We start from the raw sequence: 26941 nt of genomic DNA, 5'->3' as shown, positions 1-26941 counted from the left end.
ATGTTTTTAGAACCTCACTTCAGCGGTCAACGCAGTGGCTGGCTGGAAGTTATTTGCGGTTCGATGTTTTCGGGTAAGACCGAAGAGCTTATCCGCCGCCTCAAGCGCGCCCGGATCGCCGGTCAGGAGGTCACCGTCTTTAAGCCCGCCATCGATACCCGTTACGCGGAGGCCAACGTGGTCTCCCACGACAGCAACTCCTTCGTGGCCCGTCCGCTGACCCGCTCGGCGGAGTTGCAGCACGTGCCGGACGACGTCACGGTGGTCGGCCTCGACGAGGCGCAGTTCTTCGATGCCGACATCGTTCGCTTCACTCAGGACCTGGCCCACCGCGGCAAACGCGTCATCATCGCCGGACTGGACATGGACTTCCGCGGCAAGCCCTTCGGCCCGATGGGCGACCTGCTCGCCGTAGCGGAGTACATCACCAAGGTGCACGCCATCTGCTCCCACTGCGGCAACCTGGCCACCCACTCCTACCGCCTCACCCCCGACCAGGATACCGTGGTGCTGGGTGAGAAAGACCTGTACGAAGCCCGCTGCCGGACCTGCTTCCGGATGGGGAATATGCTGGCGCTGAGGCCTGCGAAGTGACCGCCCCGGAGGTGCTCAATCTGAGGGTTCAGGTATGGGTTGAGGGCTTCCAGCCCGATAATCACGCGAGCGGAATGAACGTAAGCAATCGGGCCGGGGGCCTCAGCCCGGGGGTTTAGGCATGGGTTGAGGGCTTGCAGCCCGATGATTACCTGAGCGGAGCGCCTGATATCTAAATAAGCAATCGGGCCGGAGGCCCACAACCCGGGGGTTTAGGCATGGGTTGAGGGCTTGCAGTCCGATGATTACCTGAGCGGAGCGCCTGATATCTAAATAGGCAATCGGGCCGGAGGCCCTCAGCCCGGGGGTTTAGGCATGGGTTGAGGGCTTACAGCCCGATGATTACCTGAGCGCAGCGCCTGATATCTAAATAAGCAATCGGGCCGGAGGCCCTCAACCCGGGGGTTTAGGCATGGGTTGAGGGCTTGCAGCCCGATAACTATCTGAACGAAGCGCGTGATATCTAAGTAAGCAATCGGGCCGGAGGCCCTCAACCCGGGGGTCTGGCTTTGGTTGAGGGCTTGCAGCCTGATGATTACCTGAGCGGAGCGCCTTATATCTAAATAGGCAATCGGGCCAGAGGCCCTCAGCCCGGGGGTTTAGGCATGGGTTGAGGGCTTGCAGCCCGATGATTACCTATCAGGCCGAAGGCCTTCAACCCGGGGGTGCCTTAGTAGAAATAAAACTTCCAGTAGTTCCACCACTCCCGCCAGTTCTTGATCAGCAGGAAGATGAACAGGACGAGCAGCATTCCGGAGATGATGCGTACCGCCCGCCAGACGGACTGGTTCTTCTCCCGGCGGGTGCGGTAGCGATGGCGGGTGGACTGTCTTCCCATGGTCTAAAGGTACGGGCAGAGGGACTAGAAGTCGAGCTCGATGGTGTCACCCGGCTTGATACCGTCCTCCTCCGCTTTGCCGTTAGCCTTGGCTTTGTCCGCCCTGGACTGCTTGTCGGTGGGCAGGAAGGGGGCGTTGAGTTCCTTGATGCTGATCAGTTTGCCGTCGTGGAGCTTGTTGCCCAGTGCTTTCCATCCCTTCACATCGATGAAGTCGGCCAGCAGTACGGTATCCTCCTTTTTCTCGCGCTTTTCGCGCCAGCCGTAGCGGATCTCCGGATTGGGGTGGACGCTGGCGATGTACAGTTTGCTCTGCTTGTGATCGGAGATGAAGCTGAAGGCCTGACCGGGTGAGCTGGTCTCGATGTGGAATCGCTTGACCAGGGTAACGCCGCGCTCGCCCTCGTAGTAGATGGCGCTGACGACCATATCGTCCGCGTACTTGCCGATGAAGTAAAGATTGTCCGGGTCGTAGCGGCGGGTCAGGTCGAGTTCCTCGCGCTCGTAGCTGCCGTCCTTGTACACGGCGAGGATCAGATCGCCGGTATCGAAGCCACCGAGGAACTGCCCGCGCTCGTCGAGGTTGAGCCGGCCGCTGACCGTATCCATCCACACCTTCATGGCCCCGAGGGTACTCTTGCCCACTTCCTTGAGGGTGACCTTGCGGACGGGGTAGCGCGTCATGATGTTTCCGGCGGCGCCCCGGCTCTTGATGGCCAGGTCGGCGAAGTCGAAATCGAAGTTCTTTTGCCGGGCCTTCGACGACTGGCTGAGCTGGGCGGTGATCACCTCGGCCTCCCCGTTGGGGTTGGCGCTGAAGTAGAGCAGCTTGGATCCCTTGTTGCCCTTGGTCAGGTTATACTCCCGGTCGCGGGTGATGGCGGTGACGTTGAAGCGTTTGGCCATGGCACGGCCGGTCTTGCCGTCGAGATAGACCAGGTTGTAGGTGGTTCGCTCGTCGCCCTTTTTCCACACGTTGACGTGGATGATGTCCTTACCGACGAAGGTCTTGTCGTCGATGCGGGTAACGGTCATCACGCCGTCGCGCCGGAAGACGATGATGTCGTCAACGTCGGAGCAGTCGCAGACGAACTCTTCCTTCTTCAGGCCCTGGCCGACGAAGCCTTCCTTGCGGTCTACGTATAGCTTGGTGTTGTTGGCGGCTACGGCCGACACTTCTACCTTTTCGAAGGTACCGATGGTGGTCTTTCGCTCGCGGCCCTTGCCGTACTTGTCGAGCAGGCCCTGGTACCAGGCGATGGCGTATTCGGTGAGGTGCTCCAGGTCGTGGCGTACCTGCTTCAGTTCCTCTTCCAGCTTGGCCATCAGTTCGTCGGCCTTGAAGCTGTTGTACTTGGAGATGCGCTTGATGCGGATCTCGGTAAGCTTGGTGATGTCGTCGTCGCTCACCGGGCGGTAGAGCAGCAGGCGATCGTCGTTGCGCTTCTTCTGTTCTTCCGGCTCACGGACGTACTTACTCAGGCCCTTACGGATGAGCTCCAGCACTTCCTCGAAGCTTTCGGCCTCCTCGATGTCGCGGTAGATGCGCTGCTCGATGAAGATCTTCTCCAGGCTCGCGAAATGGATTTTTTCCTCCAATTCACCTTCCCGGATCTTCAGCTCCTGCCGTAGCAGGTCCTTCGTCTGAACGGTGTTGAACTGCAGGATGTCCTCGACGGTGACGAAGTGGGGCTTGTCACCCTCGATGATCACGCAGGCGTTGGGCGAAACCGACAGCTCACAGTTCGTGAAGGCGTAGAGGGCGTCGATGGTGACGTCGGGGCTGATCCCCGGTGCCAGTTCGATCAGCAGCTCCACCTCGGCGGCGGTGTTGTCGGTGACCTTTTTGATCTTGATCTTCCCCTTATCGTTGGCCTTGATAATGCTGTCGATCAGGGTTTGCGTCGTCATGCCGTAGGGGATCTCCCTGATGGCGATGAACTTGTTGTCGATCTTCTCGATCGTGGCCCGGATCTTGATCCGGCCCCCGCGCTTGCCCTGCTGGTAGTCGCTGACGTCGACGGTACCGCCGGTGGGGAAGTCGGGGTAGATCTTTACTTTCTTGCCCTCGAGGATCTTGATGCTGGCCTTGCAGAGCTCGATGAAGTTGTGGGGCATGATTTTGGTACTCAGGCCGACCGCGATACCCTCCGCGCCCTGGGCGAGCAGCATGGGGAACTTCATGGGCAGGTTGACGGGCTCCCGCTTGCGGCCGTCGTAGCTGAGTTGCCAGTCGGTAGTCTGGGGGTTGAAGACCACGTCGAGGGCGAATTTGGTCAGGCGTGCCTCGATGTAGCGGCTGGCGGCGGCGGAGTCGCCGGTAAGGGTATTGCCCCAGTTGCCCTGGGGGTCGATCATCAGCTCCTTCTGACCGAGGTTGACGAGGGCGTCCCCGATGGCGGCGTCGCCGTGGGGGTGGTACTGCATGGTCTGCCCGATCACGTTGGCCACCTTGTGGTAGCGGCCGTCGTCCATTTCCTTGAGGGCGTGCAGGATGCGCCGCTGCACCGGCTTGAGGCCGTCCTCGATGGCGGGTACCGCCCGCTCCAGAATTACGTAGCTGGCGTAGTCGAGGAAGTAGTCCTCATACATGCCCTTCAAGCCGGCCGCGTCTCCGTTGGTCTCGATTCCGTGTTGATTCTCCATCTGCTGTCTTGCTAAAACCAGGGGCCGCAACGGTTATTGTACGAGCCCGGCACCCGCGCCCCGCCGCATACCTCCGCCGGAACCGCGCACGAAGGTAATGAATTTTAATAAAGAAACAAAATGTTTGATTATCACCACCATACTTTCCGGAAATAATCGAAGCATTTTCCAACCTTCGGGAATACGGGGGCTCTAAGCCAGTAGCACCCACGTTCACCGTATGTCTCACCGCGCCGACGAGAAGGAACTGATCCGCCGCTGCCTCCGGGGGCGGGCGGATGCGCAACGGGAACTGTACCGGCGGGAGCTGCCCCCCACGTACAACCTCATTCTGCGGCTAACGGGCGACCCGGCCGACAGTGAGGACCTGACCCAGGAGTGTTTCCTGCGGGTGTTTACCCAACTGCACACCTTCCGGGGGGAGGCCGGTTTGCGCACCTGGATCAAACGCATCGCCATTAACCTGACGATGCACCACCTGAAGCGGCAGCAGCGGTTGCCGATCGTGCCCGTCGAAGAGCAACACCTGGCACCCGACCCGCGGCCCCTGCCCACCGAAGGGATTGACCCACCCGCCCTGCACGCGGCGATCGCCGCCCTGCCGCAGGGCTGCCGCCTGGTGCTGACCCTGCACCTGCTGGAGGGCTACCCCCACGCCGAGGTGGCCGAACACCTGGGCATATCGGTATCCACCTCTAAATCACAGCTCTGGCGCGCCAAGCAACTGCTACGGGCGGCGCTCCACGACAAACGCTACGCCAATGGATGACCTCGAACGCCTGATCGGCGAACACCGCAGCGCCCTCGATACAGTGGAATCACCGAACGCCGACCGGGGCTGGGCTTCCCTGCAGACCCAGCTCGGGAAGCGGCGGGCGGAAACCCGGGTACGGAGGTTGCGCTGGAGTCTGGGGGCCGTAGCGAGTTTGCTCCTGCTGGTGGCCGCATCCTGGTGGTGGACCGCGACGAAACCGGGTAGCGGTGGGTTGGAGAATTCGCCCCTCGTCAGCGATTACGCCCCGGAACTCTACGCCGAGGAAAGACGGTACCTGGCCAGCATCGAGGAAAAGCAGGCGGGCCTGGACCTGGAGCGGGTAGATACCACCCTTTTTGCCCCCTTCCTGGAGGAACTGCGCCTTATCGACTCCCTGCAGCGCAGCGACCTGGAAGGGCTGCCGCAAGTGGGGGTCAACGACCGCTCGCTACGGGCCCTGATCCGCTACTACCACATCAAACTTCAACTACTCGAACGTCTCGAAGATGAACTACACGAACAACAGAAGCGCCGGCAGCGGCAGGATCAGTCTATTTAGTCCGCTGCTCCTGCTCCTACTCGCAGCCACTACCCTGCGGGCGGCCGATCCGTACACCAAAACGATCGACCGAACCTTTGCCGCCGTACCGGTGGTGATCTTTGCGCAGGACAACGGCCACCTCGAGGTGCGGCCCGCTACGGACGGTCAGATCCGCTTCGTAGCCCACATCAGCATCGATGCCAGCGAGGAGGCGGACGCGCGGCGCTTCCTGGAGCGTATGGACCTGCGGGCTACGGCCTCTTCCACCCTGCTGCAGCTGCGCCTGGACCTGAACCGGGTAACCTCCTGGAAGACCACCGGCAACCGGTCGGAAGTCAAATTTGCCGACGGCGAGCGGATACGGGGGGTGCGCAACTTCGACGTTCGGGCCGTACTGTATGTGCCGCCTACCCGGTCGTTGGAACTGGCGATGCGCTTCAGCGACGTCGCCATCGACCACCAGGTCGATCTGACCGACCTGCGCCTCGAACTGAACAACACCAAACTGTACGGTGGCGCGGTGGGGGGTAACCTGCACGTCAACGCCCTCTTCGGCAGCATTCAGCTGGTGAGCGCCGCCGGCAGTATTACGGGTGAAATGACCAATAACCGCCTGGAACTGCGGCGGGGCGGCGGCGACCTGCGCCTCAACACCCGCTTCTCCGAACTTGAACTCGGACCGATGCGGAACGTAGACCTCGTCTCCACCAACGATAAGGTAGCCATTGATACCGTGCGGGGCCACCTGCAGCTGAACGAGCGCTTCGGCCGCTACCGGCTGGGGACAACCGGCCGGGCCGACATCACCAGCACGAACGGCGACTACACCGTGGAGCGCGGCGGGGACTACACCGTCAACGGCCGCTTCACCAACATCACCTTCGGTGAAGCGACCAGCCTAGTCCTAGAAGGTAACGCCAACTGCACCTACCGGGCCGACCGCCTGGGCGAGGTGCGGGGCCAGGGGAGCTTCACCGACGTCAGGGTAGACGAGCTGACGGGCAGCGCCGACCTGCGCCTCACGAACGGTGAGCTGCAGGTTGATCGGCTGGCCCCGTCCTTTACCGGCATCCGGGTCGAGGGAAGCTTCTTCGACGTGGATCTCCGGCTGGCGGATGCGGTCCCCTTCCGGGCCCGGGCTAAGCTGACGTTCGGAAAGGTCGAAGTACCGGACGGCATGACCGTACGGGTGGACGAGGAAAGGAACAGCCAAATCGAAAAGTACTACCTGACCAAAAACGCTACGGAGGCCAGCCCTCTCATCGAAGTTAGCGGCAGCAACGCGTCGCTGCGGATCAGGTAGTCTGGCCAGGTCAGCCGTCGGACGATTTAAAACCGTCCGACGGCTACCGGCCTCCGATCGGCGAGCCGTCCGGCAGATCGGGTACCGGGGCGGGTTCGTAGTTTTCGGGGTTGGCGAGGTAGCCGTTCACCAGTTGGCTCAGGTAGAGCTTGTGCTCGTCCAGGTCGACGTAGGTATCGCTGAGTGCGCGGTACTTCATGGCCTGCGCCAGGGCACCGGCACTGACGGCTTCGCTGATGTCCTTATCCGCCGCCAAGCCGATGAGGTGGTGCACCAGCCGGCGCTCGACCATGCGGGCGATTTCTTCCCCGTAGTCCGACCGGTTGCCGCCGCGCACCGGTTGGGAGATGGTGTTCCTTACTTCGTCGAGGTAGTCCTTGAGGGTGGGCATATCCTCGCCAAAGAGCGCGTGCTGCTCGACTACCCGCGCGAGCCGGTCCGGGTTGAGCAGGAAGGAGAGCGAATTGTCGGCTGCCGACTGGGCCATCGCCAGCGGATCCAGCCCCCCGCCGTTCTGGGTGGTGAACAGCTCGCGGTTGCGGCCGTAGCCCATGGCGGGCGGCGGGATGAGGGAGTAGATGTTTTCGGGGAGGCGGAGGGTAGTCGGGTTGAGGGTGGCCAGGAGGGCTTCCCGCGCGCGTTTCTGGCGGTCCGCCGCCACGGGCTGGTAATCGGGCGTCACGCCCGCCTGCCGCACGCCGTAGTCGTATGCGTAGCCGCCGATCACCTTGGCCACCGCCTCCACCTGGTAGCGGTGCATGAGGTAGACGGGTACCAGTACGCTCTCCAGTTCGGAGAGCGGCATGCCGACGGGGATGTTCTTCTCGCTGAAGCGGTTCAGCGCCGCACGCCGCAGCTTGAGCAGGCGGTCCATCTCCGCTACGGGCTCGCTGCCGTTATCCCAGAGGTGCCCCGCGGGCTGGCTGCTGCCCTGGGGGCGGGCGTCGGGGTCGCTGATGTAGTGCAGGCCCATCTCTTCGTTCTCGGCGAGAATCTCCTGCAGGGCCTCATGCTCGTCCGTGCCGGGGGCGAAGTCGGTGTAGCCGTAGCGGATCGCCTGTTTGTCCCACTCGCCGATGCCGGTATCGTAGGCTTCGCTGAAGTCCACGGTGCCGTCGTTGCTGAGGGTGACGTAGGGGGCGGGATAGTCCATCACCGAGGCCCGGTCGTTGGTGGAGGCGGCGAAGTTGTGGGCCAGTCCGAGGGTGTGGCCGACTTCGTGGGCGCTGAGCTGCCGCAGGCGGTCCAGGGCGAGTTCTTCCAGGCGGGGATCGGGCGTGGTGCCGTCGGCGCCGTAGGCCTCGACCAGTCCCTGGGCGATGAGGAAGTCCTGCCGCACGCGCAGGCTGCCGAGCAGTACGTGCCCCTTGATGATCTCCCCGGTACGGGGATCGGTGACCGAGCTGCCGTAGCTCCAGCCGCGGGTGCTGCGGTGGACCCAGTTGATGACGTTGTACCGGACGTCGAGCGGGTCGGCGTCCTCGGGCAGCACCTCCACGCGGAAGGCATTGGTGTAGCCGGCGGCCTCGTAGGCCTGGTTCCACCAGCGGGCGCCCTCGATGAGGGCCGTCTTCACGGGTTCCGGCGCGCCGCGGTCGAGGTAGTAGATGATCGGCTCGACGGGCTCGCTCATGGCCGCGCCGGGATTCTTCTTCTCCAGGCGGTGGCGGGTGATGAAGCGCTTTGTGAGCGGCTGGTCGATGGGGGTGGCGTAGTCGGCGTAGGAAGTCGCGTAGTAACCGCTGCGGGGATCGAATTCCCGCGGCTCGTAGTTATCGTCGGGCAGCTCTACGAAGCTGTGGTGCATCCGCAGGGTGAAGCTTTCGGCGTTGGGGGCTACGCTGCGGACGTTGCGGCCGCTCGGCTCGCCGGTGAAGGTGATGGTGGCCTCGAATTCGGTGTTCTTCGGGAAGTTCTTCGTGTTTTCGGGGTAGACGGCGCTGCGCTCGGCATCCACCTTATAGGCGCCCTCCTTGGCGCGCTTGAGGCGGGCCGCCACGCCGTGGGCGTCGCTGAGCAGCAGGTCGCTGAGGTCGATTAGTACGCGGTCGTCGGTCTTCGCGACCACCTTGAAGCCGGCAAGTACCGACTGCGCGAAGGCCTCCTCCACGCTGGCGGCCTCGGCGGGGTTGTCGGAGACGGCGCGGTAGTCGAGGTTGCGCTGCTGTAGCATGACCTTGGGCCCCACGCGGCGGAAGAAGACCACGCGGGTATCGCCGAGCTGGTTGCGGTCCAGGCCGATGTCGTTGCTGCCCAGGCCGGCGGCGAGGCTGTTGACGTAGAGGAAGTCTTCGTTCCAGCGGTCGATAGCCAGGTAGACTTTGCCCTCCTCGTCGCTCCAGTAGTAGTCGAAGTAGCCTTCGGTCAGTTCCATATCCTCGGTCTTGTCGGCGATGGAGGGGGTCTTTTTCTTGGCGTCGTCCTGGGCGGAGAGGGGCAGTAAGAAGAGGACGAACAGCAGGCAGAGTAGTGGGCGCATAGGTACGGTAGCTTATGACTCGCAAGATAGGACAAAGCCCGGGGCGATTATTCCGGGTGGCACAAACCGGCGCAGGACCCTGTTACGGTAGCTTTATGCATCACTTACCTGACTAAATGGGCATCCGCGGCGCGGAACTAAAACAGTAAACCAATAATGAAGAACAAGCGAATACTCTTTACGGGCGGGACCGGCAAGGCCGGCAAGCATGTGATCCCCTATCTGCTAGACCAGGGCCACCGGGTGTTGAACGTCGACCTAAAACCCCTCGACCACCCGGGCGTAGACAACCTGATCACCGACGTCACCGACTCCGGACAGGTATTCAACGCCATGAGCTCGTACGCCGGCCTGGATGAACTGGAGGCGGGCACCGGGGTACTCCCGTTCGACGCCGTGGTGCATTTTGCCGCCATCCCCCGGATACTGATCAAGCCGGACAATGAAACCTTCCGCATCAATACGATAGGTACCTACAACGTACTCGAAGCAGCGGTCAAACTGGGCGTCCGGAAGATCATCATCGCTTCCTCGGAGACGACCTACGGAACCTGTTTCGCCGACGGTCAGGCCGATCCGCACTGCTTACCCCTCGAGGAAGATTACGACGTGGACCCCATGGACTCCTACGGCATGTCGAAGGTGATCAACGAACGAACGGCCCGCAGTTTTCAGCGGCGGTCGGGCGCCGATATCTACGCCCTGCGCATCGGGAACGTGATCGAGCCCCACGAATATGCCGAGCTGTTCCCGGACTTCATCAAACACCCCGAGGTACGCCGCCGAAATACCTTCAACTACGTCGACGCCCGCGACCTGGGGCAGATGGTAGACCTGTGCATCGGCAAGGACGGACTTGGGTTTGAAATCTTCAATGCCGCCAACAACGGCAACGCCCCCGATATCAGCAGCCGGGAACTGGCGGAGCGCTTCTTCCCCGGCGTCCCGTTCACCCGCGAGCTGGAAGCTGACGAGGGGCTGTACTCCAACCTAAAGATCCGGCGGGTGCTTGGCTTCGAGGAACGGCATAATTGGAAGAAGTATGTTTCGCCACCGTATGCTTAGGGGATTGTTGGGTTGTTGGGTTGTTGGGTTTACCCGCAGGCATTTACCCCTCGCTGCGCTCGGGTGTGCCCGCAAACGGGAAGGGCCCGGGTTGAGGACCTCCGGTCCGATCCTACGCAAGCGCGGCCAGCGGGGGGGGCGTGTAGAAAATCCGTGCCTGACCCGCGAGAACGAATCCGTACAATCCGCGGTGCGTGGGGCTGTGGGTTCTTGGGTTGAGGGGTTGTTGGGTTTGCCCGCAGGCGTTTACCCCTCGCTGCGCTCGGGTGTGCCCCCAAGCCGTACCTTCATCAGCCACCCCAACGCCCTACCGTGCACGCCCCCCGCATCCCCCGCTCCGTGACCCTGCGCAACCTGTTCCGTCTCGCGCGCCGGCCGATCCCGGTGTTTACGGAGTACCTCGACCGCTACGGGGACAACTTCATTCTGTCGATCAGCGAAGCCCGGGTGACCCACTTCACCCGCGACGCCGAGGTGGCCCGCCACGTGCTGCAACGCAACCACCGCAACTACGAGAAGAGCGAGATCCAGACCGGCGAGATGGGCAAGTACCTCGGCCGCGGCCTGCTGACGAACGCCGGCGACAGCTGGCTGCGGCAACGCCGGCTGATCCAGCCCGGATTCCACCGCCGGCGCATCGAGGCGCTGCAGGCGGAAATGCAGGCCGTGATCGATGACGAATGCGCCGGCGCGGCGGAGCAGCCCTCCTTCGACCTCTTCCGCTTCACCCGCGAGGTAGCGTTCCGCATCATCGTGCGGGCCATTTTTACGAGGGGGTTCGGCACGGCGGATACCAAACGGCTGCACTACATTCTGGACGAGCTGCAGGCCTTCGTGATCTACCCCATTCGCCTGCCCTTCCTGCGGGGACCCCTGCGCTGGACCGGCCAGGAAGGCCGCCACCTGAAACTGGCGCATGAGGCCCGGAACCTGGTCCGCGTCCAATTGCAAGAACGGCGCGGCACCCGCGGACCCGCCCCCGACGACCTGCTGCAAATGCTGGTGGACACCCGCTACGAAGACACGGGCGAGCCGATGGACGACGAGCAGCTCATTGACGAGGTGCTCATCCTCTTTGCCGCCGGGTACGAGACCAGTGCCAACGCCCTGGCTTGGACACTCTGGCTCCTGCTCAAGCACCCGGAAGAGCTCCGCAAACTCCGCGATAGCCCAGATCCCACCTACCTCATTCAGGTGATCGAGGAGAGCATGCGCCTCTACCCGCCCGCGTGGATCACGGATCGCATGGCCCTCGGTCCCGACGAGGCCGGCGGCTTTACTATCGACGAGGGTATGACAATGGGGCTGTTCATCTACGGCATCCACCACAACCCGGCCTACTACGACGACCCGGAGACCTTCCGCCCCGACCGCATGCACCCCGACCGCAAACGGGAGCGGCACCCCTTCAGTTTTTTGCCCTTCGGCGGCGGGCCCCGGCAGTGTATCGGCAACCATTTCGCGATGCTGGAAATGCAGCTGCTGCTGCGCCACCTGATCGATACCTACCGGCTGGAAAGCGTGGGGGAACTACCGGAACCGATACCCAAGCCGTTCATCACGCTGCACCAGGACCGGATCGTGCCGGTGCGGCTCCGCAGCGAGCAGTGAGGCGCGCGCATCATCGAGCAGGGCCGGGGCGCGGACGCGGGTGCGGCGAAGTCCGCTACTGGAAGCCCACGTAGTCGATGTACACGTCTCCGCCGGCTTGGTCCACCTCCTGCAGGAGTATCAGGTTCCAGGTGGTACCGGTGCCGGAATTCGCGTTCAGTTCGCTGACGGGAAAGCTGTATTCGGTCCATTTGCCCTCCACCACGTTGATGGTCTGCGCGGGGTCGTTGCCGGCGTCATTGACCTTGATCATCACCTGACTGCCATTCGATCCTGGGCCTCCGTACACGTAAAGCACCAGATTCGTGTACCCGGAGACATCCACCGGCGTACCGTTGCCCATCTGCATCCCTTCCCAGGCGCCGCCGGTCGAGCTGAATAGCAGCTTCAGCGAGGCGGAGCCGTCGAAGACCTGCTCGCCGCTCGCCGCATCTACCTGTACCCATCCCCAGTTCTCCCAGCCGTTTTCGAACGTATCGTTGAAGATGGTCAGGGCCAGGGGAGCAGGGCCCTCACCCGGTAATTTCAGGGATGTGGCAAGATTCACCGTGTAGCCGTGAATGGTGATAAATTTCATGAAGCCGGAAATGGCGCCTTCCGGAACCACGACTTTTATCTCCGTCGCCGACTGACTCACGAATTCCGTTACGGGGTCCGCCACACCGGGAAATACCAGGCTCCCCACCAAGTCCAGGTCACTGCCGGTGATGGTCAGTTCTTCCCCTACGGGAACCGGCGTGGGAGCAAGCGAAGTTTCCACGGGGAGGATGATGGAGATCGGCTCCTCCACGGTAACTTGAACGTCGGAATAGGCCACCAGAATGATCTGTCCAGCTACCGCCGTAGCGGGAACATCAACTACAATGGTAGTTTGGTTGGCCTCGGATAGAGAATCCCGGCTGGGGACCACCGAGCCATCGGGAAAGATGATCTCCTTAACGAGATCGAGGTCGGTACCCGTCAGGGTAATCTCCTCCGTATGGCGGACCGATCGGGGCGTGACGGACGTGACGGCCGGAAGCGTCACCGTCAGGCTTTCCTCGGTCTCCACGGTAAGCGGCTCGAAGCCTCCCCCCTGAAATACGAGGGGACCCGTGCTGGCTTCCCGGGGGACCATCACTGTGATTTCGGTCTGCGTCTGGCTGACGAACTCCGTTACTACCAGATTGTCGCTGAAGGTGATGGATTCGATCCAGTTCAGGAAGTTGCCGGTAATGGTGATCTCAGAACCCGGCCGGGCTTCATCCGTAACGTTCGTGATGGAATAGGCCACCGAGAAGTTCAATTGGGTCTTGGACTCGATTACCTCGTCGTCGGTATGTAGTTTGATCGGTCCGGCTTCTGCGGTCGGTGGTACGATCACCATAAAGCGGTCGTCTGTCCGCATCAGGAACTCGCTTTCCGGGACCATTTCCGCCGGGGCGAACTCCACCGCATTCACGCGCATCAGGTTTTCCCCGATGATCAGGATCGAGTCTCCGTGCATCGCGCCCGAAGGACCGAAGCTGATCAGGGTCGTCTCCGTGCTCTGCATCACTCCATCGTCCTCACACGACAGGATCCCCGTCAGGGTCAGGGTGATGATCGCCAGGAGAAGTGGGTTGGTTAATCTAGACATAGCGCGTTAAGCTTCGGTTGAGGAGGGTTGCCATCTGCATCACGTCCCGGAGGCGGATCGAAAAGCAGCGGTAGTTGGGTAAGTCGGGGGTAGCCAGCGCGGGGTATAGCCGTTGCCGGGTACGGGCCGATTGTGATGGCTTAGCCGGAGCCCTAATCCAGCGTTTTGGGTACGATGCGGAAATTATCGAACGAGATGTCAGCATCCAGCGCATTCCCGCCGAAGATGAGAATACGGGTCCAGTATCCTTGGTCAATCACCACGGGGGTGACGCCCTGATCGGAATAGGCCTTGAACACCTGCTCCAGGGGAATCGCGACCGTTTCCCACTCCCCCTCACTATCGTAGGGGGGCTGCCAGAAGTACGCCTCGTTGACCTCGGATGGCAGGCCGAAGTTGAAGCGCACGGTATTGTTGTTGTACGGCTTAATCGTATTTACCTCGAATTTGAGGTAGTAGTCCCGGGGGTTCTGAATAGCATCGTCCGGAAAATTACGGGACACCTCTCCCACGGCATCTGCTGCGCCGCCGGCGACTTCGGTCCACTCCCAGGCGCCGATCATCTTATTTACCCGGATGTAATTGCCGTTGATGGAGGCGGGGTCACCGGGACCTACCTCGGATGGTTCCACTACGTAGTCGACGTTCCACCATCCCGTAAAGGGATCGCTGCTCAGGATGATGTTCCGGTCGTCGCGGAACCAGAAGTCGGATTCGGTCGTCCCGAAATTAGTGGAAACGGTGATGGGCCCGGCCTGCGCGCCTTCGGGTACGACCACCCGGAGGGTTTGCCCGTCCTCCGAAGTTGCGGGCAGGACCTCCCCATCCAGGCCACCCGAAAAGGTGACGGTAACGGGCTCGTAGAAGTAGTTGCCGTAGATCGTGGCCACCTCGCCGTCGAAAACGTATTCGGACTTCATCGAATTGATTTCGGGCTCGGAGATGTCCACCTCGAAAGCGTAGGTCAGATTGTCCCCGTTGGCGAATTCGAGCCGGATCTGATTGTTGACCTCCGTGGGCACGTCACTGGGTACGGAAACGAGAATGGACTGGTCGGTGACGTACACGGGGTTGAGGTCCGCCATAAGGTCGTTGAACCATATTTCCACGGTACCGCCCAGGTTGTTGCCCACGATGGCGATCAGGCTGCCCTGAAAGGCGGAAACCAGCAGAGAATCCGACGCTTCGGGAGTAGTGACCCGTACGTAATCAATACTGGGCCGACCTCCGTCGATGAGATCGTCTTTTTCGCAGCCCAGAAATACGGCAACCGATAGAAAGGCAGCTACTAAAATTAGTGTCCTGTTGGGAAGGAACTTCATGTTCTGATCTTTTGTCGCTTAGAATTCGTAGTCCACCGGCTCCTCCAGCAAATTGGGGGCCGAACTGATCTCGTTGATGGGTAGGGGCAACCGGAAGTTGGCCGAGGAAGCATTGAAGAAGCGGTTTGCGTCCCAGCTGATTTGCTGGATGGTCCACTGGGTAGGATCGGTGGGGTTGTCCGGTTCGATAGAATACAGCCCGCGGTCCTGATTGCTGATCACCTCGTAGGCAAATTCCGGATCGTAATAGTGAATGCGTACCAGGTCATACCAGAAGCGTGACTCGCCCGCGAATTCCTTGGCCCGTTCTTCAAGCAGGTCTAATTGAGAGACCTCATCCTCAACCGTTTGGTTGGTAGCCCGCTCGTGGACCGCATTGAAGTAGTCGATGGCCACGGGATCGGTCGTAACGTCATCGCTACCGATGGCGGCGTCTACGTAGTTCAGGTACACCTCCGCCAGCCGCAGCATATAGGTGTCGTGACTGTAGTGCTGGGAGATAGCCTGGGTCGGGGTCAGGCGACCGACGACGTACTTCTTGTAGGCGGCAAAATCCACGGTCGTAGCCAGATCTCCACCTAGCTCGGGGACGGTGTAGCCCACGGCGATATCGCCGTTGCCGTCAGCGTAGGGCAATTCCGGATAGTACGCTCCGGGCAGCATGAACGTAGCGTGCAGCCGGGTGTCCACCGTTCTGCCCTGCAGGGTTATATCGTCAATTTGCTCGAAGCCGTCGTACAGGCCCAGCAGCCAGAAGGTGGCGCCTTTGGCTCCGCCCCAGCCATCGCCGTTGCCGAGTTCATTAACCGGGGTAAGGTAAGCCGGTACGCTGTTGTTGCTGCCCCACTCACCGGAAGCGAAGGCCCACTGTAGGGAGAACAGGGATTCTGCGTTGTTATCGTAAGGTACGGTGAAGAGGTCCGCATAATCGGGCAGGAGGGAAGCGCCGCTGGATTCGATCACCCGCTGTGCGTAGTACTTAGCGCTGTCCAGGTAGGTTTGGTCCCGGTTTCCGGCTGCTCCGACTACCCCGGCACGGGTCAGGTAGGTTCGGGAAAGCATGCCCTCCGCCGACCAACTCGTCACCCGGCCTTCCTGGGAACGTGATTCGGGCAGGTCCCGGACCGCGGCCAGGTAATCCTGGGTAATGAACCTCCACACCGATTCAACGGTATGGCGGCGGATCGACAGCGGATCTTCCAGCAAATCGATGTTGTTGGTGATGATCGGAACGGGGCCCCAGTTCATGACCAGGTGCTCGTAGGCCGCCGCCCGCATAAAGCGGCATTCGGCGATGGCGATCCGGCGTGCTTCCTCCGACAGTTCCGCCGATTCGCTCTGGCGAATATTCAGCATGGTCGTGTTGGCCTGCCCGATAACGTTGAAGAAGGCTCGCCACGCCACTCCGTTATCGATGGTGCTTTCCGTCGTTTTGAACTCCACGTTGTCCCGGTCATTCCAGGCGTCCAGGGTGGTACCGCCCCGGAAGTCTCCGATGTTGTAGGAGGCTTTATCGTTGTAGTCGAACCACACCAGATTGTACAGCGTGGCCGTAGCGGACATTAGCTGGGCGTCATTGGTGTAGAACGAACCGTCGGTCAGGCTGTCTTCCGGTGGAACGTTGAGAAATTCCTCGGAGCAACTGAACGTTAGTCCGGAAAGCAGACCGAGGGCCAGCGTCGTTCTTAGTATAGCGTGCATAGTTTCTATCGTTTACAGCTGCGTGATCAAAATTGTACGCCAACGCTCACGGTGTACAGGGGAACGGAAGGATACCTTCCGTTGTCGACCCCGACCGCCTGGTTGCCGGCGTCGGAGTTGCGGCCCACGTACGCTCCGATTTCCGGATCGTAGCCGGTGTAGTTGGTGAAGGTCGCCAGGTTCTGGGCGGAAACTGCGACCCGCAAGGATTGAATGAATCCGAGACGGGATACGGTGGCTGCGGGCAGATTGTAGGCCAGGGTCACGTTCTTCAGGCGCAGGAAGGAGCCATCCTCTACGAAACGGCTGGAATGGCGGGAGTAGTTACCGTTCAGATCGGTGGCGTTGATCCTGGGAACGTCGGTACCGGCGTTGACGATGTAGGGCTGTTCTTCCGCATCCAGCGCTACCCGCGCAAAATCGTACGCCCGGTTGAGCAGGTTCCGGCTCAGGTTGATGTTGTTGGGGTTGGTCGCCGCGTAGGCGGTGTAGTTGTAGACGTCGTAGTTGAAGGAGCCGGTGAACAGTACGCTCAGATCAACTGACTTGTAGGTGAATGTATTCGTCAGTCCCAGCGACTGTCGGGCGTTCGGGTTGCCGATGTAGGTCTGGTCGTAGGAGTCGATGACCCCGTCGGGCTCCCCGTCCGGGCCGCTGATGTCACGGTACTTAACGTCGCCAACCCAGATGCCATCGGGGGATACGGGCAGCGGATTGCCGTCGTTGTCCACCGGCAGGGGGCTGTTGTTGATGTCCTCCAGCGATTCGTACAGGCCGTCCGCCTCGAACCCGTAGAACAGCCAGGGGGCTTGCCCGATCGCGGACCGCTGGGTCCAGTTGTCCATCCACCACGAGGTACGGTCGAAAAACCCGGAAGAGGTATTGAGCGACAGGATTTTGGAGTCGACTACGGAAAAGTTGAAATCCGTAGACCAGGTGAAGTTGGGGGTGTTGATGTTCCTGGTTTGTAGCCGCACCGTCCAGCCCTCGTTTCGGAGCGAGCCCGCGTTTACGAACGGGTTGGCAATGCTTCCGCTCCCGGTTACGCCGAGGTAGTCGGGGTTGGCGGCCTCGGTCAACAGCTCGTCCGTGTTTCTGGTGTAGTAATCGAATTCCAGCTGAATACGGTCTTCCAGGAAGGCCAGGTCGAGCCCGAAATTATTCGTCTGGGTGGCTTCCCACTGCAGGTTGGGGTTGGCGTAGCGATTCAGGGCAAAGCCGGTACCCCAGGGCGTCGTCCACGCCCCGAGCGTGCCGTAGATGAAGCCCCCGCCGCCCTGGTTGCCGGTAAGGCCGGTTTCGAAGCGCAACCGCAATTCGCTGATGGCTCCGATGGTGAAGAACGGCTCGTTGGAAATCCTCCAGGCCAAGGAAGCGGACGGAAAGATCCCCCACTTATTGTTGGCGCCGAAATTAGAGGACCCGTCTGCGCGGGCGGTAGCCATCACGTAGTAGCGTTCCGCGAAGTTGTAATTCAACCGGCCCAGCCAGGATTCCTGCGCCCACGAGCCCCGACCGCCGTCGACCGTTGCCGTTTCGGTATTGCCCAGGTTCAGGTCGATGACTTCCTCGGAGACGAAATCGGAGATTCCGCCCGCCAGGTTACGCCAATTGCTGCGCTGGGCTTCGTGCACGCCCATCACGTTGAGGGTATGCCGGGTACCGAATTGCTTGTAGTACGACAGGATCTGCTGAAAGTTCCAGTACGTACTGCTTTGGGACCGCTCGGCCAGGGTAGCGGTCGTTCTTTCCTGAAAGCCGAATTTGTACTGGGGCTGGAAATACCGGGCCTCGGAATTGGAAATATCGGCGTTTACCGCAGCGGATAGCGTCAGGCCGCGCCCGAGGTCGTAGCTGGCATTGAGCCCCAGCAGGGCTTGCCGTTTCATCAGGTTGTTCGTGGTGATTTCGGCCAGACCGATCGGGTTGGGGGGGAGGAATTGCTGGGAGGCCGACGTCTCCGTGTCCCCGCCCCCGAACGTGCCGTCGAAGTCCCGCACGGGAATATTGGATGTCATCTGCAGCGCGGTGGAAACGATGTTTTCCTGTCCGGTAATTAGCCGCGTTTCCGTCTGGCTGAGGTTCACTTTCGAGCTCAGCTTCAGCCGGTCCGTCAGTTGGTTGTCCACCTTCACGAGCCCGCTGTACCGCTGGAAGCCAGAGCCGACCGCCACCCCTTCCTGGTCGAACACTTCGCCGGAGATGTAGTAGGTCGTCTTATCGTTTCCTCCGCTGACGCTCAGGTTGTGCTTGAACATACTGGCGTCGTTGAAGAGTTCTTCCTGCCAGTTGGTTCCCGCCCCCAGAAGGGAGGGATCCTCAAACTCCCCCGGGAGGGTTCCCCCCTCGATCGCGACGTACTCCTTTGCCATGGCGGCGTATTCGCTGAGGTCCATGACGTCCAGGTACTCCGGCCGGGCCTGCTGGCTGAAGGCGAAGTCATACTTGATGTTCGTGCGGCCCGCCTGCCCGCTCTTGGTGGTGATTACCACCACGCCGTTCGTGGCCCGCGAGCCGTAGAGGGAGGCCGCCACCGGCCCGGTCAGCACCTCAATCGAGGCGATGTCCGAGGGGTTGATGCCCGCCAGGGGGTTGGCGGCGCTCTGGGCGCCGAGCTGTATCTGGTCGACCTGGATTTGCACACCGTCCACTACGTAGAGCGGTTGGGTGTTGCCGTTGATTGTACTGATGCCCCTGATGTTAACGGAAATGCCACCACCGGGCTGACCGGTATTCTGGGTTACCTGAACCCCCGCGGCCCGGCCCTGCAGGGCCTGTTCCAGGGTCGGGTTGACGGTCCGCTCCAAGTCCTCGGCATCCAGTGAGGTATGGGCCGTAACCAGGTCGGATCGTTTGATCGTGGCGTAGCCGGTGACGACCACCTCATCCAGCTGCGAGATCGCCTCGCTCATCGTCACGTCGATCCGCGATCTGCCGTTCACCTCCAGCGTTTGGCGCTGGTATCCCAGGTAGGAAAAGGTGAGCTGTCCGTCCGAGGTAGTGGTGATCTGGTAGTTTCCGTCCAGGTCGGTCGTAGAACCGCTCGTGGTACCCTCGACCATTATCGTGACCCCCGGCAGCGAAGTGCCGGTTTCGTCGGTCACGGTTCCGATGACGACGGTCCGCTGGGCAGACAAGTTCGCACCAATGCACAGGCTGGCAAACAAGAGGACCAGACTGAGGGAGAAGTGGCGGCGACCGGGGGACGGGGAAGCACAAATAGGAATCTTCATATACATCGTAAGTTTCTCTGGCGGAAATGTACAGCGACCGCCTAGCGCGGTCGGGGGTGGTGAGGGTTTACCCCAAGGGATCATGGATCGGCGTCTTGACCCGTTTCCGGACGCCAGCGCACCGTAGCAAGGATCCCGAAAGACGTACGACCGCGGTCTTCCGACTCCTGGCGTAACCCTCCGGTTGATCTCCCTCCGGGCGCGGAGCGCGGGTGCAAAGGCACCCGGGAAGTACCCGGGCCGGGGAAAGGTATTGTCCGTGCATGATCGTCGGTTGCGTACAGTACATCCAGGATAAAAAGGGCACCGGTAGCGTACGACGGACCTAGCCGGACCCCCTTCACCGGGCAAGAGCTCAAATATCCCCAATGTGCCCGCCGCCCAGCAGGGGGGCGCGTAACGAAAAGGGGGGGTATTCGTTGCACGGCCCGGTTTTCCTGGCTCGGCTGGCTCCCTGCCGACAAAGGATCGGGGCGCCGAAGCGTATATTCGGTGGCTTAACCCACCGTTCGTTTGATCCCATTTATCCGTTTGCCCCACTACTGCCTTTGCCATTTCCGTCCCGCCGGCCTCCTGCTTCTGACGGTCGCCCTGCTGTTCGCGGGCACGGCCGGGGCCCAGGGGGAGGAGGCGCCCTTCATTTCGAGCTTCCCGGTGGATAACGTACTGTCGCGCAGCTCCATCACCAGTCTGCTCGAGGACCACAGCGGCCACCTGTGGGTGGGCACCTGGTCGGGGTTGCTCCGTTACGACGGGCACACCATCAGCCACTACCAGCAGGGGCGGACGGCGGACCGGGGGCTGGCCACCAATAAGATCACCACCCTGTTCGAAGACCGGCAGCGCCGCCTCTGGGTCGGCACCCACAACGGCGGGTTTTACCGGTACGATCCCGCCCGGGATCGCCTCGTACCCTACCGCCGCGACCCCGGCCGGGCCAATAGCCTCAGCAACGACAACGTCTGGTCCATTGTACAGGACCGCTACGGGTACCTGTGGCTCGCCACCGAGCACGGCCTCAACCGATTCGATCCCGAGACCGGGGACTTCGTACACTACCTGCACGCTCCGAACGATCGCCGCACCATCAGCGACAGCTTCGTCAATACCCTGTACGAAGCGCCGGACGGCACGCTCTGGATCGGGACCGAGTCCGGCCTCAGCCGGCTGGTTCGCCGCCCGGACGGCCGCCCGGACTACTTCGTGCAGTACGACCTGACGCAGGCCCCGACGGAGCTGGCCGAGGGCGGGGCCGGGCGGCTGCAGCAAAACTTCATCCTCAGCATCGAGGGGGTAATGGGTGCCCCGGGTCACCTGTGGCTGGGCACCAAACAGGGGCTGCAGCGCTTCCGGCCCGATACCGGCGCCGCCGGCGGATTCACCCTCACGCGCTACCACCACCGCGCGGACGACCCCCGAAGCCTGACGACCGACGAGGTCGCCCACATTTGGCAGGACCGCCCCGACGAGCTGTGGGTAGCGACCGAGAACGGGCTGAACCGCATGGACGTCGGGGCGGGCACCTTCCAGCGCCTGCTGGCCTACCCCGCCCAGCCCGGCCACCTCAACGACAACGTGGTCTCCTCGCTTTACGGCGGCTCCGGCGGCCGCCTCTGGATCGGTACCGAGGGAGGCCTGAGCTGGATCGACCGGCGGCCCCGCCTGTTCGCCACCATCAACCCCACCGCCACGGAGCGAACCAACGACCGGAAAATTGCCGCCCTGACCACCGCCACCGGGGAGAACGCACTGTGGCTCGCCACCCGCGGGGACGGACTGCACTACCAGCCCTTCGACCCGGAGACCGGTCGCCACCGGCCGGCCACCACCTTTCGCCTGCGGATCCGCGACGGCGGCGGCAAGGCCGGGTTCGCGTCGAGCACCCTGGTAGACCAGGCCGGCACGCTCTGGATCGCCACCCAGGGCACGGGGCTGCTCGGTTTCCGCGAAGCAGACCTGATCGGGCGCGTGCGGCGGGGCGATCGCCTGCAGGAGCTGTTGGCCACCCCGGTCCCCGCCGCCGACGGCAGCCAGGGGCTGTACCTGATGTCGGTGGCCGAGGGGGCCGCCGGCGACCTGTGGGTGGGGGGCTGGGACCGCGGGCTCTTCCACTACGACCCAGACAGCAACCAGCTGGTCAACTACCGGATGACGCGCGACCGCAACCTCGACCTCGGGGCCAGCAATAACGTTCACCTGTTGCTGCGGACCGAAGCCGGCACCGAGTACCTGTACGTGGGTACCCGCGGGGACGGACTGCTGAAGCTGCGCCACGACCGGCAGGAGGGGGCACTGGACCTGGTCGCTCACTACCGCTACGGAGAGGCGGCGGGCAGCAGCCTGAGCAGCAACTTCATCAACGCCCTGTTCGTCGATGCGGAAGGTGCGCTCTGGGTAGCTACCGAAAACGGCCTCAACCGCCTGCGCGACGACGGTGGCTTTGACCACCTCGACGGCAGCGACGGCCTGGACAACGCCTTCGTACAGGCCGTCACCCAGGACCGCAACGGCGACCTCTGGCTGAGCACCCGTCAGGGAATCTCGCGGGTGCAGGCGACCGCCCGGGGCTACGCCGTAAAGAATTTTGGGACGAACAGCGGACTGCAGGACCTCTTCTTCTACGACGACGCCGCCCGGGAGCTTCCGGGGGGACAGCTTGCCTTCGGCGGCTCGCTCGGCCTCAGCTACCTGCGGGTACCCGAGCTGCTCACCGATACGGTCGCCCCACAGGTGGCCATCCGGGACCTGCGCCTAGCCAACCAGTCGGTACCGGTAGGGGAGATGGCCGACGGCCGGACCCTGCTGACGAAAACCATCGGCGAAACCCGGCGCGTGGAACTGAGCCATCGGGACAATATGATCTCCATCGAATTCGTGGGCCTCAAGATCGGGGAGAGCCAGCTGCTCCGCTACGCCTATCGCCTCGGGGGCTTTCACGACTGGATCTATACCGACAGCGACGAGCGCGTCGCCCACTACACCAACCTGCAACCCGGACGCTACACCTTCGCCGTCAGGGCCGCCAATAACGACGGCGTGTGGAGCGACCCCGTGCGCCTGGACCTGGAGATCCGCCCCCCCTTCTGGCAGACCGGCTGGGCCTACCTGCTCTACGCGCTCGCGGCCGGCGGCCTGCTCCTGCTCGTCATCCGCATCGTACAGATGCGGGCCGGCCTGCGCCACCGCCTGCAGCTGGCCCGGGTGGAGCGGGAAAAGGCCGAAGAGCTCAACGAGCTAAAGGTGCGCTTCTTCACCAACATCAGTCACGAGTTGCGCACGCCGCTGACCCTCATCCTGAGCCCCCTCGAGCAACTGCTGCGCGAGGAGCGTACCAACGGGCGCATCTACCGGATGTATACCCGCATGTACCGCAACGCGGGGCGGCTGCACCACATGATCAACCAGCTACTTGACGTGCAGAAGAACGACGCGGGCCTGCTCCGCCTGCGCGTGGCGGAGGGCAACCTCGTCCGGTTCCTGGAGGAGATCGTGCTGTCCTTCGATGGCCTGGCCCAGGAGAAGGGGGTGGCGCTCAGCTACCGCCCGGCCGTCGCGCGCCTCCCCGTGACCTATGACCGCGACCAACTGGAAAAAGTCTTCTATAACGTCCTCTCCAACAGCCTGAAATTCACCCCCGCCGGCGGCGCGGTGGACGTAACGCTCGCCGAGGCCTCCCCCGACGGACGTGATTGCGCGGCCATTACGGTCACCGACACGGGCCGGGGCATCCCCGCCGAGCAACTGCCCTTCGTTTTCGACCGCTTCTACCAGGCGGAGGAAGACTACGGGGCCGACGGGGGCACCGGCATCGGCCTCGCCCTGGCCAAGGCCATCACCGAGGCCCACCACGGTACCATCGGGGTGAGCAGTACACCGGGGAAGGGGACCCGGGTCACGGTCTTTCTGCCCCGGGGCGACGGGCACTTCCACGAGGAGCAAAAAATTCAGAACTTCCGGGACAGCGAAGAGATCAGTCGCTACCTCGAACTCGTCGCCACCGACGCCGAGCGGGAAGCGGCCCCGGCGGTGGAGGGCAACCCGACGAAGGTGTTGGTGGTGGAAGACAACGCCGACATCCGCGCCTACCTGCGGGAGAACCTGGGCAAGGAGTACACCATATACGAGGCCGAGAACGGGGTGGCGGGGCTGCAACTGGCCGAAACTGAGCTCCCCGACGTGGTGCTGGCCGACATTACCATGCCGGAAATGACCGGTATCGAGCTGTGCCGCAGGCTCAAGTCCAGCATACATACCTGCCACGTACCGGTCATCCTCCTCACCGCCCGCACCTCCCTCCTGTTCAAGCTCGACGGCCTGCAGACCGGGGCCGACGACTACGTCACCAAACCCTTTAACCTGCAGCTTCTCCGGGCCCGGATCGTAAGCCTCGTTGGTAACCGGAAGCGACTACGGGAGCACTTCGGGAAGAACATCACCCTCAGCCCTAAGGGGGTGGTGCTGAATACCCTGGACGAAGATTTCCTCCGCCAGGTCCAGGAATCCGTAGAAAAGCACATCGACGACAGTGCCTTCGGCGTGGAACAGCTGGCCGACGCCGTTTTCATGAGCCGGATGCAACTCTACCGGAAAATCAAGGCGCTGACCGACGAGACGCCGAACCAGCTCATCCGCAGTTTTCGTCTGGAACGCGCCGCCCAGTTGCTCCGCTCCCGGCAGTACAACGTCTCCGACGTGACCTATATGGTCGGCTACAACGACCTGAAATCGTTCCGCTCGCAGTTCAAGAAGAAATTCGGCGTGAGCCCCTCCCACTTCCCCGACGCGAATTAGCGGTTCACCTGCAGGGGCGCGGTGACCCGCATCCCGCTCTGCTCTACGCTGACCCAGTAGGTACCCGGCAGCAGCGTCTGGGGCAGGCGAAAGCCCCGGTCGCCGGTCACGTCGCGGTAGTACGCCTGTAGCCGGCCCGCCCGGTCGTAGAGCCGCACTTCGGCCCGGTCGGGAGGGGGCAGCTCCAGGCGTACCAGCCCGGCCGGGGCGGCGGGGTTGGGGTAGAAACGGACCGCGTAGGGGCCGGCGGGCCGGGCGGCGCTGACCGCGGTGGCGGGGCTGGCGGAGATCCGGAAGGCCAGGTCCCAGGTGAAGTCGGGCACCGAAAAGACCAGTCCGCCGGCGTCGGCTACGGCCGGTGCGGAATCGACGACCTGCCCGGTCAGGCAGTCGTACCAGTTCACCAGGTAGCTGCCGGGTAGCATGTTCGGCACGACCACCACGCTCCCGGCTACCGGGTCCGGGGGGCCGCCGTTCTCCGCCAGGAATTCGTGGTTGTAGCGGTGGTTGAATACCCACCCGGCGGCGGTACGCCCGTCGATGGTCGAGAGAATGTAGGCATCGACCCGCGATCCGACGCCACCAATGGTGTACGACCGGATGCTGATCCAGTCGGTACCGGGATTATCGACCGTGATCCGGTGGCGGCCGGCGGGTACCCTCACGGTGTAGGCAGTATTGGGCAGGGCCGCGGACCGGAGCCGTTCCTCGCCATCGACGGAGATGGACAGGCGCGGAAACGTGCCCGACTCCCCGCCGGTCGTCACCGTAACGTCGGCCGCTACGGGGAAGTCGGTCACGAAGGTGGGCGGGGAACGGTAGGCCGTATTGTACGTGGTCCCGTACAGGAAGTAGCTGAGGCGGGGAGTGATCTGCCGGTCGGGCGCCACGCGTACCGTATCGTCGGCCACCGAGGCCCAGCCCAGCGTGGGGGTGAGGATAAGGTCACCCGGAGCGCCCGCCACGTAGGTCGGGGTGGGCGCCATATCGCCCTCCAGGAAGGGGATGGACGCCGAGACGGCGGCAATGCCGCGGAAGTAGCGGTAGAGATTGCGGGGGTGTACGTAGTTGTCCCACCACCAGCTCATCGCCGTGCCCGCGCCACCACCGAAGAGCCCCGCCCACAGGCTGTTGTGCACGTAGACGCCCTCGGGGTCGGTCGCCACCAGGTCGCGTTCGGCCCCCAGTCCGAACTCCCCCACCAGGGTGGGCCGGCCGTAGTCGTCGAGGTAGCGCCGTACGCCGCCGACGAGGGCCCGCTCGATGTTGCCGTTGTTGACGTAGAAGTGGGTCTGCGTCAGGTCGATGTTGGGGTCCGCCCATTCGGCGGCACCGTGGCTCTCGTCCGCGAAGCTGGTCGTCACGAGGTGGCCGTAGGGGTCGATCTCCTTTAGGTACCGGGCCATTTCGGCGTGCCACGCGGCTACGTCGTCCTGGATTTCCTCGTAGCCGTCCGTCCAACCGACCTCGTTGAAGAGCTCCCAGGCCATGATATTGCGGGAGTAGCCCCAGCGGGCCACGATGTAGCGGAAGCGGTTCTTGGTATGGGCGATGGCCGTAGAGTCGGTGAAGAACTCCCGGGTGGTCCCCAGGGGGCCGCCGTTGGCGGCGTTGTAGGGATTGGTGGCCCAGGCTGGGTTGACCTGTGTGGATACCTGTCCGTGGTACTGCAGGCACAGCATCACGTAGAGGCCGCGCTCGGCGGCGTAGTCGTACAGCCAGTCCTGGTAGCGGGCGTTGGCCTGCTTGTACCGCCGCAGGCCGCCGAAGCCGTCGTAGCCGGCCAGCCACTCCAGGCCGAGGCCCCAGTAGGCGTTCCAGAGGCGCAGGAAGTTCCCGCCGTTGTCGGTGACCCCGTCGATCCACTTGCGGTAGTCGGGTACCACCTTGGCCTGCGGCCAGGCGATGTTCTCCCCGATGGGGATGTACTGCCGCCCGTCGTCAAAGTTCAGGTAGTTGGTTTCGTTGCGGCGGACGAAGCCCCGGTTGCGGGGGTCCGCGCTGCGGCGGCACTCAAAGGCGCCCGCGACGGGCGGGCTCGATCCGGTGGCGTCCGTCAGCGTGACCGCGTACGTCCACCGTCCCGTCGCGTTCGGGGAAAACCGGACCCCGAAGTTGCCGGTAGCGGCGGTGGAGGTGAGCGTGCCGGTCCGGGGGTCGAGCGCGAAGGGCTGGTAGTAGTAGCCATCTACTTCCACCACCTGCCCGGAGGGGCCCGAAAAGGTCGCCCGCACCCGCACTTCGTCGTAATCAAAGGGGTTGGCGTAGCGTGCAGGGGTGTACACGGCGGCCTCGAACTTGCCGTGACGGTCGACCAGGACGGTCGCTGCAACGACGGAATCGATCGCCGGGCCGGACTGGGAGGAGAGGGGGAGCAGCGGGCAGAGAGTCAGGAGAAGCAGAAAGGTAACGAACTGGCGCATGGCGGGTCGGCTGAGGGAGGGA

General features: G+C 62.7%; 15 protein-coding genes. 7 read left to right on the top strand and 8 right to left on the bottom strand.

Going from position 1 to position 26941, the window contains the following annotated elements; genetic code table 11:
- Complete coding sequence (locus DQG19_RS15550; RefSeq protein ID WP_116127206.1) at positions 1 to 594, top strand: thymidine kinase; 594 nt, start codon at positions 1 to 3, stop codon at positions 592 to 594.
- A 670-nt stretch (positions 595 to 1264) separates the two neighbouring features.
- On the opposite strand, the gene DQG19_RS20940 is transcribed toward DQG19_RS15550, so the two are convergent.
- Together DQG19_RS20940 and DQG19_RS15545 are read right to left on the bottom strand one after the other, a co-directional pair.
- Positions 1265 to 1432: a hypothetical protein gene (locus tag DQG19_RS20940; RefSeq protein ID WP_157974543.1), complete on the bottom strand. Its 168-nt coding sequence runs from the start codon at positions 1430 to 1432 to the stop codon at positions 1265 to 1267.
- A gap of 24 nt (positions 1433 to 1456) precedes the next feature.
- A complete protein-coding gene (locus tag DQG19_RS15545; RefSeq protein ID WP_116127205.1) occupies positions 1457 to 4078 on the bottom strand; it encodes a DNA gyrase/topoisomerase IV subunit A in 2622 nt (873 codons plus the stop codon).
- Positions 4079 to 4298: 220 nt separating this feature from the next.
- Between DQG19_RS15545 and DQG19_RS15540 the strand changes: the two genes are divergently transcribed.
- Genes DQG19_RS15540 through DQG19_RS15530 form a run of 3 tightly spaced genes read left to right on the top strand, consistent with a single transcriptional unit; the run spans position 4299 to position 6676 of the window.
- On the top strand, positions 4299 to 4847 hold the full coding sequence (locus DQG19_RS15540; protein ID WP_116127204.1) for an RNA polymerase sigma factor: 549 nt from the start codon (positions 4299 to 4301) through the stop codon (positions 4845 to 4847).
- Positions 4840 to 5391, top strand: a complete 552-nt coding sequence (locus DQG19_RS15535; RefSeq protein WP_116127203.1) for a hypothetical protein — start codon at positions 4840 to 4842, stop codon at positions 5389 to 5391. Before DQG19_RS15540 ends, DQG19_RS15535 begins: the two co-directional genes overlap by 8 nt.
- Positions 5339 to 6676: a hypothetical protein gene (locus DQG19_RS15530; RefSeq protein WP_116127202.1), complete on the top strand. Its 1338-nt coding sequence runs from the start codon at positions 5339 to 5341 to the stop codon at positions 6674 to 6676. The genes DQG19_RS15535 and DQG19_RS15530 overlap by 53 nt, the downstream gene beginning before the upstream one ends.
- Before the next feature lie 43 nt (positions 6677 to 6719).
- On the opposite strand, the gene DQG19_RS15525 is transcribed toward DQG19_RS15530, so the two are convergent.
- A complete protein-coding gene (locus tag DQG19_RS15525; RefSeq protein ID WP_116127201.1) occupies positions 6720 to 9155 on the bottom strand; it encodes a zinc-dependent metalloprotease in 2436 nt (811 codons plus the stop codon).
- Between the two features lie 156 nt (positions 9156 to 9311).
- Between DQG19_RS15525 and DQG19_RS15520 the strand changes: the two genes are divergently transcribed.
- Both DQG19_RS15520 and DQG19_RS15515 read left to right on the top strand, forming a co-directional pair.
- Positions 9312 to 10220, top strand: a complete 909-nt coding sequence (locus DQG19_RS15520) for an NAD-dependent epimerase/dehydratase family protein (RefSeq protein WP_116127200.1) — start codon at positions 9312 to 9314, stop codon at positions 10218 to 10220.
- Positions 10221 to 10532: 312 nt separating this feature from the next.
- Positions 10533 to 11831, top strand: coding sequence for a cytochrome P450 (locus DQG19_RS15515; protein WP_116127199.1), 1299 nt, complete (start codon positions 10533 to 10535; stop codon positions 11829 to 11831).
- 55 nt (positions 11832 to 11886) lie between these two features.
- Here DQG19_RS15515 and DQG19_RS15510 read toward each other — a convergent pair whose 3' ends face one another.
- From DQG19_RS15510 to DQG19_RS15495, 4 genes are all read right to left on the bottom strand, one after another.
- Entirely contained in the window at positions 11887 to 13449 is a 1563-nt protein-coding gene (locus tag DQG19_RS15510) for a hypothetical protein (protein ID WP_116127198.1), read from the bottom strand.
- A 152-nt stretch (positions 13450 to 13601) separates the two neighbouring features.
- Positions 13602 to 14771 (bottom strand): glycan-binding surface protein, encoded by a 1170-nt coding sequence (locus tag DQG19_RS15505; protein WP_116127197.1) that lies wholly within the window; start codon positions 14769 to 14771, stop codon positions 13602 to 13604.
- A gap of 18 nt (positions 14772 to 14789) precedes the next feature.
- Positions 14790 to 16472 (bottom strand): RagB/SusD family nutrient uptake outer membrane protein, encoded by a 1683-nt coding sequence (locus tag DQG19_RS15500; protein ID WP_116127196.1) that lies wholly within the window; start codon positions 16470 to 16472, stop codon positions 14790 to 14792.
- A gap of 26 nt (positions 16473 to 16498) precedes the next feature.
- The gene (locus DQG19_RS15495) at positions 16499 to 19705 is read right to left on the bottom strand and encodes a SusC/RagA family TonB-linked outer membrane protein (RefSeq protein ID WP_157974542.1); all 3207 of its coding nucleotides are present in this window, start codon (positions 19703 to 19705) and stop codon (positions 16499 to 16501) included.
- A 513-nt stretch (positions 19706 to 20218) separates the two neighbouring features.
- Here DQG19_RS15495 and DQG19_RS15490 point away from each other — a divergent pair.
- A complete protein-coding gene (locus tag DQG19_RS15490) occupies positions 20219 to 24496 on the top strand; it encodes a hybrid sensor histidine kinase/response regulator transcription factor (RefSeq protein ID WP_116127194.1) in 4278 nt (1425 codons plus the stop codon).
- On the opposite strand, the gene DQG19_RS15485 is transcribed toward DQG19_RS15490, so the two are convergent.
- Positions 24493 to 26919: a DUF5060 domain-containing protein gene (locus tag DQG19_RS15485; protein WP_198661768.1), complete on the bottom strand. Its 2427-nt coding sequence runs from the start codon at positions 26917 to 26919 to the stop codon at positions 24493 to 24495. The two genes, DQG19_RS15490 and DQG19_RS15485, sit on opposite strands and share 4 nt — an antisense overlap.
- Positions 26920 to 26941: the final 22 nt, after the last annotated feature.

This window comes from Lewinella sp. IMCC34183 (genome assembly GCF_003390915.1).
In the GTDB taxonomy this organism is placed as follows: domain Bacteria; phylum Bacteroidota; class Bacteroidia; order Chitinophagales; family Saprospiraceae; genus Neolewinella.
The sequence above is the reverse complement of the archived record's forward strand: the minus strand, read 5'-3'. Positions and strand labels throughout refer to the sequence as shown.

Bases quoted from the DNA above. Each gene is read 5' to 3' on its own strand.
- DQG19_RS15550 (WP_116127206.1), top strand. From the start codon at position 1: ATGTTTTTAGAACCTCACTTCAGCGGTCAACGCAGTGGCTGGCTGGAA.
- DQG19_RS20940 (WP_157974543.1), bottom strand. From the start codon at position 1,432: ATGGGAAGACAGTCCACCCGCCATCGCTACCGCACCCGCCGGGAGAAG.
- DQG19_RS15545 (WP_116127205.1), bottom strand. From the start codon at position 4,078: ATGGAGAATCAACACGGAATCGAGACCAACGGAGACGCGGCCGGCTTG.
- DQG19_RS15540 (WP_116127204.1), top strand. From the start codon at position 4,299: ATGTCTCACCGCGCCGACGAGAAGGAACTGATCCGCCGCTGCCTCCGG.
- DQG19_RS15535 (WP_116127203.1), top strand. From the start codon at position 4,840: ATGGATGACCTCGAACGCCTGATCGGCGAACACCGCAGCGCCCTCGAT.
- DQG19_RS15530 (WP_116127202.1), top strand. From the start codon at position 5,339: ATGAACTACACGAACAACAGAAGCGCCGGCAGCGGCAGGATCAGTCTA.
- DQG19_RS15525 (WP_116127201.1), bottom strand. From the start codon at position 9,155: ATGCGCCCACTACTCTGCCTGCTGTTCGTCCTCTTCTTACTGCCCCTC.
- DQG19_RS15520 (WP_116127200.1), top strand. From the start codon at position 9,312: ATGAAGAACAAGCGAATACTCTTTACGGGCGGGACCGGCAAGGCCGGC.
- DQG19_RS15510 (WP_116127198.1), bottom strand. From the start codon at position 13,449: ATGTCTAGATTAACCAACCCACTTCTCCTGGCGATCATCACCCTGACC.
- DQG19_RS15505 (WP_116127197.1), bottom strand. From the start codon at position 14,771: ATGAAGTTCCTTCCCAACAGGACACTAATTTTAGTAGCTGCCTTTCTA.
- DQG19_RS15500 (WP_116127196.1), bottom strand. From the start codon at position 16,472: ATGCACGCTATACTAAGAACGACGCTGGCCCTCGGTCTGCTTTCCGGA.
- DQG19_RS15495 (WP_157974542.1), bottom strand. From the start codon at position 19,705: ATGAAGATTCCTATTTGTGCTTCCCCGTCCCCCGGTCGCCGCCACTTC.
- DQG19_RS15485 (WP_198661768.1), bottom strand. From the start codon at position 26,919: ATGCGCCAGTTCGTTACCTTTCTGCTTCTCCTGACTCTCTGCCCGCTG.